Consider the following 9,867-nt stretch of genomic DNA (forward strand, 5'->3'; position numbering starts at 1 on the left):
CCCGGAGGACCGGGCGGCCATTCCTTCCGAGCCATCAACGGCAAACACCCATCAGCCATACCCGGTCCTCCCGGACCGGCCAACATTCTTAGGGACACCCATGAGACGTCTCTCCGTAATCCGCAACGCAGGGCGCGCAGTGCTCGCGTCGGGAATCGTCGCGGCGCTGTTGTCGGGCGGCGTCGCGCATGCCACGGATGCCGAACCGGGGCCAGCAGGCACGGCACCGATCAGCAACTCCGCCAGCGGGCCGTCGATCTCCGCCGACGGCCGCTACGTGGCTTTCACTTCGCTGGCAAGGGATCTGGTGGCTGGCGACACCAACCGAGCGGACGACGTGTTCGTCCGCGACCGGCAGACCGGCGTCATCACCAGGGTCAGCGTCGACTCCGCGGGCAACCAGGCCAACAACGTGAGCCGGAATCCGTCGATCTCCGCCGACGGTCGCTACGTCGCGTTCGAGTCCTTCGCGACGAACCTGGTGGCCGGTGACACCAACCGCTACCGCGACATTTTCGTGCACGACCTGCAGACCGGTGAGACGACCAGGGTCAGCGTCGGCAGGCACGGCGAGCAGAGCGACAGTGAGAGTTTCCATCCGTCGATCTCCGCCGACGGCCGGTTCGTCGCGTTCGACTCTCCCGCGTCGAACCTGGTGTTCGGCGACACCAACGACATCCACGACGTCTTCGTGCGCGACCGGCAGACCGGTGAGACCACCAGGGTCAGCGTCGATTCGAACGGTCGCCAGGGCGACGACATCAGCCAACTGCCGTCGATCTCGGCAGACGGGCGCTACGTCGCCTTCTCCTCCGGGGCGAAGACACTGTCCCTGTTCCCCGACAACAACCACGCGGACGACGTGTTCGTGCACGATCAGCTGACCGGGTACACCGACCGGATCAGCGTCGGTCCCGACGGCAACGAAGGCAATTCCGCCAGTCGCACGGCGACCATCTCGGCCGACGGCCGCTACGTCGCGTTCGAATCCACGGCGTCGAATCTGGTGGCGGGCGACACCGGCGGTCCGATCGACACCGACATCTTCCTGTACGACCGGGTTACCCGGACGACGACGCAGGTGAACCTTGGCCCCGATGGCCTGAGCGACAGCGGAACCCCCGGCCAGGAGCGGACGACGCTCTCCGCCGACGGCCGCTACATCGCGTTCGTGTCCGGCGAGGACAAGCTGGTGACCGGCGACACGAACTCAAGCTGGGACGTGTTCGTGCGAGACCGGGTGACCGCCACCACGACCAGGGTCAGCGTCGCCAATGACGGCTCGCAGAGCGATGGGTACAGCTACAGCCCCTCGATTTCGGCCGACGGCCACCACGTCGCTTTCACGACCAGCGCGACGAACCTGGGCGGTGGCGGCACCAGCCGGAAGTTCAACCTGTACGTACGCGACCTCGGCAACTGAGTTGTTGGCCGCCGTGGCGTCCTCAAGCACGCGCCGCGGCGGCCCACACGCCGGCCAGAGCAGCACGACCGGAGACGCCGACCTTCGCGTAGACCCGGCCCAGGTGGACTTCGACGGTCTTGGGACTCAAATGCAGCCGGAGGCCGATGTCCCGGTTGGTCAGGCCGTCCGAGACCAGGTTGACGATCTCGACCTCACGGATGGTCAAGTCGAACCGCTCGGCGCGGCTTTCGGGCCGGGGGCCGCGCGCGTTCAGGCGCCGCTCCTCGCGCGCGACCTGCGGCAGGAACAGTTGCGCGTCACACCGGGTGAACAACGCGCGGGCGGACACGAGGTGCGCACGGGCCTGGTCGATCGCCCCGCTGCCGCCGAACGCCGTCGCGGCGAGCAAGTGCGCCCGCCCGGCCTCCACGGCCGCCCCGATCCGGCCGAACGTGCCGGCAGCGGCGACAGCGAGCGGTGCGGCTGCCGCCGGATCCGTTGGTAGCGTGGCGATCGCGCGGGCCTGCTGTGCCATGGCGGTGCGCAGCGGAAGCTCGAGCTGACCGGCCGCGTCCTCCGCTCGGTCGGCCCATGCCGCGGCCGCGGCAACCCGGCCGGCCGCGACCTCCGCCTCCGTGAGCATCAGGTACACCAATGGCCTGGTGCGCAGGCCCACCGCGGGCAGCTCGGCCCCACCGCCACTGGTGAGCAGCAGCTCGATGCAAGCGTGCGGATCACCCGAGTGCAACATCGCCTGCGCCAGCATCGCCTCGGCCTGGCCACTGCGCCAGGAACTCATGGCCGTCGCCTGGTCGTCGACGACGATGGCCTCCTTACCCAGGCGGATCGCCTCGGCCAGGTCGCCGCGCCAGGCGGTGATCCAGCACCCGAAGGTCAACGCCATGACGCGCAGCTCCTGGCTGCCGGTCAGTTCCGCCGACTCCAGGCTGTCGTCGAAGCAGCTCGTCGCCGCCGCCAGCTCGCCGAGGTAGGCATGCACCATGCCGCGGATCGCGGTCAGCAGCGCGATCTTGTGGGACTGCCTGCTCGCGCGAGCCAGTTGCAGGCCACGGCTCATGTGCCGGCTCGCCGCCGTGAGCCGGTCGGCGGAGACTTCCGACCAGCTCAGCCAGAACGCCGCATCGATGTCGCGGACCAGGTCGCTGTCGGGCAGCGCGTCCAGGAGTGCGGCCGCCTCGTCCAGCCGGTCCGCCCGCCGGTCGATGAGCGTTGCGGCCGACAACGCCGTCGCCAGCAGCATCGGATCCCCGACTTCCCGCGCGGCGGCGATCGCCTCGGCCACCCGGTCCTGTCCGTGCTCGCGCTCGACACTTTCACCGGCAACGAGCGCGACGAGCAGGACGGCCGCCGAGTGGGCGTCAACACCTTCGACGCGTTTCCACTCGCTGTGCAGCATCGCTCTGGCCTCGGTGTAGCGCCCGAGAATCTGCTCCACCGTCGCACAGGCCCGCGCTGTCTGTGCCCGGATCTGGGTGAGTTCGGCAGGCAGGAGCCGCAGCACCTCGTGCATGGTTTCCCTGGCCTGCCGCAGGTCGCCCGTGGCGCCGAGTGTGTGTGCCAGCCGGCCGAGCAGGATCAGGCGCTGCGGCGTGGCCGACTCCGAGTCGGGGAGCAACCGGATGGCCGCCCGCAGGAAGTGCCCGGCGGTCGTCGGCGTGGTGTGCATCGTCGCCTCGGCCGCCTCGGTGAGCGCCGCGACCGCATCGAGGTCACCGCGGACGGCGGATCGTTCCACGTGCCGGGCGAACTCGGCCGGCGGCGTGCCCCGGCTCCGGAGTGCCGACGCGGCCCGGCCGTGTGCCTGAAGCCGCCAGCCAGGACCGGCGTCCTGGTAGGCGACGCTGCGCACCAGCGGATGCCGGTACCGGAACCGGCCGGTCGCCCCGTCCAGCCGCACCAGGTCACGCTCGGCGAGCCGGTCGAGCGCGGCGAGCACGGACCCGGCGTCCATTGCCGCTGTTTCAGCGAGCGAATCAGCCTCGAAGTCGTCACCCACGACCGCGGCGGCGTGCGCGACGACCCGCTCTTGCGGGGTCAACGCGGCCAACTCGGCGGCGAGCACCGCGTGGACCGCCACCGGGATCGCCCCGTCGGGGTGGAGCGCCGCATCACCGACGGCGATACCCCGCTCACCGGCCCGCACCAGGGCTTCCAGGTAGAACGGGTTTCCGCCACTGGCCTGGTAAAGCTCTTCCCGTCGGGAACGGCCCAGCCTTTCCGGCATGAGGTGGCTGGCATCGGCTTGGCTCAGCGGCGCGAGTTCCAGCAGCTCGGCCACCCCGTCGGTCGCGGCGCGGGACAGCGCGTGCCACAGCCGCAGCGACGTCTGCCGGGGCCTGCCCGCCAATGCCAAGACCAGCCGTGCCTGGGGCGGGTGGCGCAAAAGGTGGTCGAGCAGCTCGACCGAACCCTCGTCCGCCCAGTGCAGATCGTCGAAGACGAGCACCAGCCCGGACGGCTCGGCGACCAGCTCCAGGCATGGTGCCCCCGGCAGGATTCGAACCTGCGACACCCGCTTTAGGAGAGGCCCTATGCCTTCCCTGTCTGTGATGGCCTTTCCCTGGATTCACTGTTCCTGCTGGTCAGCGTGGCGCGGTCTTCCGCCCCTGCCCGATCGTTCCCTGTCTTTACACGGCCTTCCGTTCCCATGACGTTCCCATGAGGGCCCCACGAACTCGTGGGCACGAGGGTGAGGGAGCCGGCTGCGGTCGCCGAAGCGGTGAGCACCGCAGACTCCTAGGGGGCGACGAAGGCCCAGCGCCCATCAGAGGTCGGGGCCCTCGGCCGTCTACGCGGGCTCTATAGGCTCCACTGAGCACAGGCTAGCGAGCGCGGGGCCTCTGTGGGACCAGTCCGTACAAGATGCTCGGATGATCTCTGGCTACGGACTGCGGAACCCCCGTAGCGATTGCGGCAGTCCGCGCCTCGTCATCCCGAGCGCGTCACCTCGGCCGTGCGGGCGCCGCCGCTTTCGGTACGCGTCGGTTGAGGACACCGCCAGTGCGAGGGGATACCAAGGCCCAGTCCGCCCTGAACTTGGCCGAGGAACGCATCTGTCGCGCAGCGCGCCTCCTTCTTCCCCGAGCGTCCATCACCTCGTCGAGATCGTGGCAGGTGGCACGGACACTCTGGACAACATCGCCCTGGCCCATCAGTTCTGCAACAGCGACTCCTACAACTGGGGGCAGAAGGCGGCGCTCGCTGCGGCCGAACGGCTGGCGGATCGTGTGCTCCATGGCAAGCACGGACCAGGGCGACGGGGCCGGGTGCCTGACGCGGATGCCGTCGCCCTGGCTGCCGAGATCATGGGCGGCATCGACGACTGAGCTGCGTCACAGGGATCCTCGGTCATGGTCTCCCGTGAGCCGCAGCCGGCAAGCCACCCACTACTACGGGCTGTCGCGGATGCCTTGGTCGGTCTGCACCCGGCCGAGGGTGCAGGCCGACGCCAACGGAGCGGTCAGCTATGGAACTTGTCAGTTGAGGCGGGATCCTTGCCCGGTTCAGGCGACTGGTGCGTGAAGACCACGAGGTGCCAGGTGCTCTTCTCCCGCGTCACGGTGAAGGTGTCCTTCAGCGACTTGCCTGTCTTGTCCTCGGCCACGAGGCGGGCGGACCCGGTGTCCGGGCCCATGTCGTGGTCGATCTGCAAGTCCTTGATCTTCCAGTCTCGGCCGCCTCGGTCTGCGAGGATCTGTGCGGCCTCCTTCCTCGACCACTTCTCGTCCTTGACTCCGCCGACTTCGATCAGTGCCTTCGCGCTCCGGGAGTTCAGGGCACGCACGTAGGCTTCGACGGCCTTGCGTGCCCCGTCGGAGGATGCCGAACTCGATGGTGAGGATTCCGAATTTCCAGGGCTGGCCTCATCGCTGTCGTTGGATGAGCAGCCGGATGCGACAACCAGGGCGGCCGCCACGGCCAGAAGCCGTCGACGTTTCACAGCACACTCCTATGTATCTCCTGTGAGGGGGGCAGCAGCCTGTCACGTGCGGTGCGCGTACCACCAGGTACGCGGGTGGTCCGAGAGGAGCTTGCTCAGGCTTTTGTTGTGTGTGTCGCCGGTGTGGTACGTCAGGTACGGGGTGCCCCGGTACTTCTTCGTGACGATCATCGAGTGGTCGACGTTGTCGTTGCGGTTCCAGTCGGCCTGGAGAACATCCGCCTTCTCCAGCTTCCACACGTTGTTGAGGAGCTTGGTTCTCCTTGAGTGTTTCGACGCGAACCAGTACCAGTTCTCTGCACCCGCCCACGTGTAGGACGTCCACAGCGTGCTGGGTCCGTAGAACCAGTACTTGTTGCTGGTGCGCTGGATGATGGAGCCGCCTGCGGGGCGCCACCCGCCCGCGAGCATGGCCTGCGAGATGAAGTTCGTGCAGTCGGTGCTGTACGTGCGGTAGGCGTCGTTGTGGTGGTCCCAGTACTTGTTGGCGTACGACACCATCTTGTCGTAGTTGTAGCTGGCGGAGGCCGCCGGCTTGACGACGGCGTCGGCGCCGCTGTCGGGCAGCGGCTCGGTGGACGACGGGGCCTCCTTGCCTCCCTCGTCCTCGTCCGGCTTGCCACCCCCGGCGTCGGGACCGGCGTCCGGGTCAGCGTCGGTGACCTGTGTTGTCGGCGTCGGCCCGCCCTCCGCGTCCGCCTTGTCGGACGAGAGCAGCCAGGCGCCGTCGGAGCCCTGGGTGAACTTCACCGTGTGCGGGAGCGACAGCTCCTCGTACTCCGGTGCGCCCTCCTCGACCTCCTGCGGTGTGAACGGGAGATAGAGGCGCGTGTGCTCGGTGAGCTGCAGTGTCGCCGACTGGCCGGAGACGGTCAGGTCTCCGGCCTTCACGTCGACCTGAGCCTTCGTGTAGCCGCCGTCGACCTCCTTGTACCGCTCGCCCTTCTTGGCGAGAGCGGCGAGATCGTCCTCCACACGGGCCGTCATGGAACGTGTGGCCTGGACGTGGGCGATGGCGGCTCGTGCCGACGGGCGGGAAGCCGTCAGCATGTCGGCGCGCTGCTGCAGGTAGCCTTCGGCGAGTTGAGCGAGTTCGGCGCTGTCTGCGCTCGCCGTGGGCGGCACGGCTGAAGCCGATGGCTGAGCGTGCGCCGGTATGTCGACGAGCGCGAGGATCGCTGCCGCCGTGGTCGCGACTACGGCGAGCGCCTGTCTGTGCTGCGCGGTGCGCATGAAACCCCCTGGTCAAGCTGACTGGTCGGGGTCAGCCTGCATCCCAAGAGAGCCCATTCGAACGTAGCGTTCCCATCTGACGGGTTCTTGATCCCGGAATGTCTGATTCCCGATCGAGAAAGCGCCTTCGTGCGACAGAGGCGATGGGCAGGCAGATCGGCCGTACGGGGAACCGGCAGCGGGAGCGGCGGCTTCTGCCGGCTGGGGCGCGTCGTCTCCTGGAGTCTTGGCGGACACTGCCAGCGAGGTGACGTCATCACTGCCGTCGCCTTGGCTCTCCTCGGTGAAGCGAAGGCTCCGCAGGACATGAGCCATGATCGGGGCGTAGCACTTCTCCCAGTGGGTGATCTGGGGCGTGGAGAAGGCCATCAGGCACATGCGCTGTCCGTCTCCAACCCTCTGCGGAACAGGGATCACGGCGTGGAACTGGGCTGTGAGTATCTCGGTCTCCTCACCGGTCGGCGAGAAGGCCGGAGGAAGGACATAGCTCTGGCCGCCAGTGAGGACGGCTGCCTGGCCGCACGGAGCGTCGATCACCGATCCGGTCCAGCCGTCTCCGCGTGAGTCGAGGATGCCGCGCAGACTTCCTCGTGCCGCTGTGGCGGCGTTGTCGCCGTAGGAGTAGTCCACGACTGCGACCGCGAGCGAGCCCAGCGAAACCTCGCCCTCGAAGGAGTGCAGGCAGTTGGCCGCATACACCACGCCGGCTTCATCCAGGAACGGGGAGATCCGTTGCAGGGTCCGGGCCATTTCCGTCAGGGACTGTTGCTCGGCCTCAGCTGCCACGGATCCATACACTCCTCGGGCGTTCACCTCGGCCCAAGCCGCTTCGAAGTCCATGCCCAGCGGCACCTCTTCGAACTCGGCGGGCACCGAGAAATCGACTCTTATCACTGCTTGCAGCCTTCGCCGGAGTGCCGATTGGAGGGCCCTGGAGGCGGCGCGGGCGGGGGAGGCCCCACCTGGCCGGCTCGCTGTTGGTCGTAGAGATCCACCAGTCGTCGGTTCTTCTCGTACCAGCGCTTCGTCCATCTGGGGATCAAGGCCGCGGCCACGGCCAACGGGATGCCGAGAACCACCATGGCCAGGGCAGCGCCCGGCCTGTCGCGCAGCGCCCACGCGAGGAGAAAGCACCCGAGGCTGAGCAGGCCGATGAAGACAGCCAATCCTTTCACCCCGTTGGCCTCGTAGGCGGCGAGTCCTCTTCGCGTCGACGCCATATCGACGGCTGTGACGGGCACGGTTGTCCCGGGCTGTGCGGCAGGGGCTGCCCACGTCTGCAGAAGCGGGCCCCCCGCGCGCAATCGGCCCTGAGCCTGCTGGGCACGTAGGCGCGCCGTTGGAGAGTCGTTCCGCACGAAGAAGAGGCGCATCGTGCTCTTGCTCGGCATCTCGGTCGCCTGGAGGTCGTAGCCGAGTTCGTAGCCGATCGCCGTGATTCTGTTGGAGTGCCTGCCCTCAAAGCCTCCGAGCAGGAACTCGGCACGACCTCGCCCGTCGAAGAGGGCCAGGATCTCTGCGTCTTTCATCGTGCGGCTCACTTCCCCTGCTGGGCTGACTTGTCCTTCTCGCTGCCAGCTTCCAGGCGTTTTCGAATGCCACGAGGAGATCGCCGCCCGGGAGCGCCGCTTCGAGGCTCTGTCGGTCGTTCTTCGGGGCGAAGTACCCGAGCGCGGTCGGATCTCCCATGAAGAACGCGACGGTGTCCACCAGGCCGAAGTTGGCGGCAGCATCTGCCGCGCGGCCGGCCGCGACCACCCTGGAGACGCCTTTGAAGGCGCCGCCGAACGGCAGAACGCCGAGCACGTCCTGGGCCAGCGTCCGATTGGAGACCACGGAGTCGCCGCCCACAGCACGGGCTGTGGCGTGCAGTCCCAGTGCGCCGAGCGCGAAGGCACCTGAGGCGACCCCGACGCCTGTCGCAGCGGCGGCGAACGCTGGGGCAAATGGACCTGCAACCGGGGCGATGAGAAGGATGGCGACCGAGATCGCGCCCAGCGCGGCACCCACGGTTGCGAGGACGTCGCCAAGGGCGGCGATGGAATTGGCGTGCTTCGCGAGCCATTTGACCGCGTCGGCCACGGTTGCGCTGACGGCTTCGGCGATGATGTCGTCGATGTTGCTCAGGGCTTTGCCGATGTCGACGAAAGCGTCGCCCAACTTGTCCAGCAGCCCAGGCTCGTTCGGCGCGATGTTCATCGCCTTGCTGACGTCCCTGACCCGCGGATCGTGAGGCAAAGGTGTTTGCGGGGTCACAGGGCGTATCGCCCCCATGTAGGGGGCGATACGCCCTGCCGCGCCGCTGGCTAACCCATGGTCTTGGCGCCGTCCAGGGACTCGCGGATGATGTCGGCGTGGCCGGCGTGCTGGGCGGTCTCGGTGGTGATGTGCATCAGTACCCGGCGGGCCGACCATCGCGCGCCCGGCTCGGACCACGGGGCCTTCGGTAGTGGTTGTGTGGCGTCCAGGTCGGGGAGGGTGGCGACCAGTTCGTCGGTTCGGCGGGCTACCTCGGCGTAGTCGGCGAGCACGCCGGTCAGCGTCTCGCCGGGCAGCATCCGGAACTCGTCGGCCCGTCGGGCCCAGTCGGCCTCGGTCATGGTGGTGAAGTCGGGCATCGCCGACGGGCCGTCCAGGATGAACTGCGCCCAGGTTCGCTCGACCGCAGTGACATGTTTGATCAGGCCGCCCAGGCACAGCTGGCTGGCGGTGGTCCGGCGCCCGGCCTGCTCGTCGGTGAGGTCACGGGTGGTGAATCGCAGGAAGTGCCGATGCTTGGCCAGGGCCTCCAGCAAGTCGGCGCGCTCGCCGGTGGCGGTCGGCTCATGGGCCGAGTCGTGGGTGGCCAGTTCGTTGACAGTCACGGTCTCGCTCATGGTCGCTGCCTTCCGTGGTTCGTGTTCCGCCGGGCAAGGAGGACGCTAGGGGGCGTGGAGGTCAGATTCTGACCTAAATGACCGGAGGGGTGAGGATGCTGAGGCTTGACCTGGTGCTTCACCTGTCGGGGGGCGGGATTTGAACCCACGACCTCTTCGTCCCGAAGCAACTTGGGCGGGGGCTTGACCTTGAGTTGATTGGCTCTCAACTGCTGTGATGGTCCACAGCGTCCGCGGTTGTCCGCCGCTGTATGTCGGCGGTGTCACGCAGTTAGACACTCAAGGCGCTTCGGTCTCAGCTTGGCGTTTATCGTCGCAGGTCACCCGACCTGCTGATCTGCGGCTCTTCCCGGGACAGCGGACGCGGCCGTTCTCCACGCTTCGAGATGTCG

The 9,867-nt window shown here is 67.9% G+C and carries 9 protein-coding genes; 2 read left to right on the plus strand and 7 right to left on the minus strand.

The genetic code is table 11. The annotated features are described in order from the left end of the window. Positions 1–100 precede the first annotated feature (100 nt). Positions 101–1,423, plus strand: coding sequence for a TolB family protein (locus ACZ4EG_RS46305; protein ID WP_467795018.1), 1,323 nt, complete (start codon positions 101–103; stop codon positions 1,421–1,423). A gap of 22 nt (positions 1,424–1,445) precedes the next feature. On the opposite strand, the gene ACZ4EG_RS46310 is transcribed toward ACZ4EG_RS46305, so the two are convergent. Then, the gene (locus ACZ4EG_RS46310) at positions 1,446–3,938 is read right to left on the minus strand and encodes a helix-turn-helix transcriptional regulator (protein ID WP_467795019.1); all 2,493 of its coding nucleotides are present in this window, start codon (positions 3,936–3,938) and stop codon (positions 1,446–1,448) included. A 358-nt stretch (positions 3,939–4,296) separates the two neighbouring features. On the opposite strand from ACZ4EG_RS46310, the gene ACZ4EG_RS46315 reads away from it, so the two are divergent. After that, a complete protein-coding gene (locus tag ACZ4EG_RS46315; RefSeq protein ID WP_467795020.1) occupies positions 4,297–4,752 on the plus strand; it encodes an HNH endonuclease in 456 nt (151 codons plus the stop codon). Positions 4,753–4,886: 134 nt separating this feature from the next. Here the strand turns inward: ACZ4EG_RS46315 and ACZ4EG_RS46320 are convergent, their stop codons facing one another. The 6 genes from ACZ4EG_RS46320 to ACZ4EG_RS46345 form a co-directional block, all read right to left on the minus strand. Continuing rightward, on the minus strand, positions 4,887–5,366 hold the full coding sequence (locus ACZ4EG_RS46320; protein WP_453555329.1) for a hypothetical protein: 480 nt from the start codon (positions 5,364–5,366) through the stop codon (positions 4,887–4,889). A gap of 42 nt (positions 5,367–5,408) precedes the next feature. Next, positions 5,409–6,599 carry an amidase domain-containing protein gene (locus tag ACZ4EG_RS46325; RefSeq protein ID WP_467795021.1) on the minus strand — a complete coding sequence of 397 codons (1,191 nt, stop codon included), beginning with the start codon at positions 6,597–6,599 and terminating at the stop codon, positions 5,409–5,411. A 12-nt stretch (positions 6,600–6,611) separates the two neighbouring features. Continuing rightward, on the minus strand, positions 6,612–7,493 hold the full coding sequence (locus ACZ4EG_RS46330) for a hypothetical protein (RefSeq protein ID WP_467795022.1): 882 nt from the start codon (positions 7,491–7,493) through the stop codon (positions 6,612–6,614). Continuing rightward, entirely contained in the window at positions 7,490–8,128 is a 639-nt protein-coding gene (locus tag ACZ4EG_RS46335) for a hypothetical protein (RefSeq protein WP_467795023.1), read from the minus strand. Before ACZ4EG_RS46335 ends, ACZ4EG_RS46330 begins: the two co-directional genes overlap by 4 nt. Further along, on the minus strand, positions 8,058–8,798 hold the full coding sequence (locus ACZ4EG_RS46340) for a hypothetical protein (protein WP_467795024.1): 741 nt from the start codon (positions 8,796–8,798) through the stop codon (positions 8,058–8,060). The genes ACZ4EG_RS46335 and ACZ4EG_RS46340 overlap by 71 nt, the downstream gene beginning before the upstream one ends. A gap of 107 nt (positions 8,799–8,905) precedes the next feature. Then, entirely contained in the window at positions 8,906–9,475 is a 570-nt protein-coding gene (locus ACZ4EG_RS46345; protein ID WP_467795025.1) for a DinB family protein, read from the minus strand. Positions 9,476–9,867 lie beyond the last annotated feature (392 nt).

Source organism: Streptomyces sp. NPDC025638 (genome assembly GCF_055558775.1).

Coding starts and splice junctions, on each gene's coding strand:
- ACZ4EG_RS46305 (WP_467795018.1), top strand. CDS start 101: ATGAGACGTCTCTCCGTAATCCGCAACGCAGGGCGCGCAGTGCTCGCG.
- ACZ4EG_RS46315 (WP_467795020.1), top strand. CDS start 4,297: ATGATCTCTGGCTACGGACTGCGGAACCCCCGTAGCGATTGCGGCAGT.
- ACZ4EG_RS46325 (WP_467795021.1), bottom strand. CDS start 6,599: ATGCGCACCGCGCAGCACAGACAGGCGCTCGCCGTAGTCGCGACCACG.
- ACZ4EG_RS46335 (WP_467795023.1), bottom strand. CDS start 8,128: ATGAAAGACGCAGAGATCCTGGCCCTCTTCGACGGGCGAGGTCGTGCC.
- ACZ4EG_RS46340 (WP_467795024.1), bottom strand. CDS start 8,798: ATGAACATCGCGCCGAACGAGCCTGGGCTGCTGGACAAGTTGGGCGAC.
- ACZ4EG_RS46345 (WP_467795025.1), bottom strand. CDS start 9,475: ATGAGCGAGACCGTGACTGTCAACGAACTGGCCACCCACGACTCGGCC.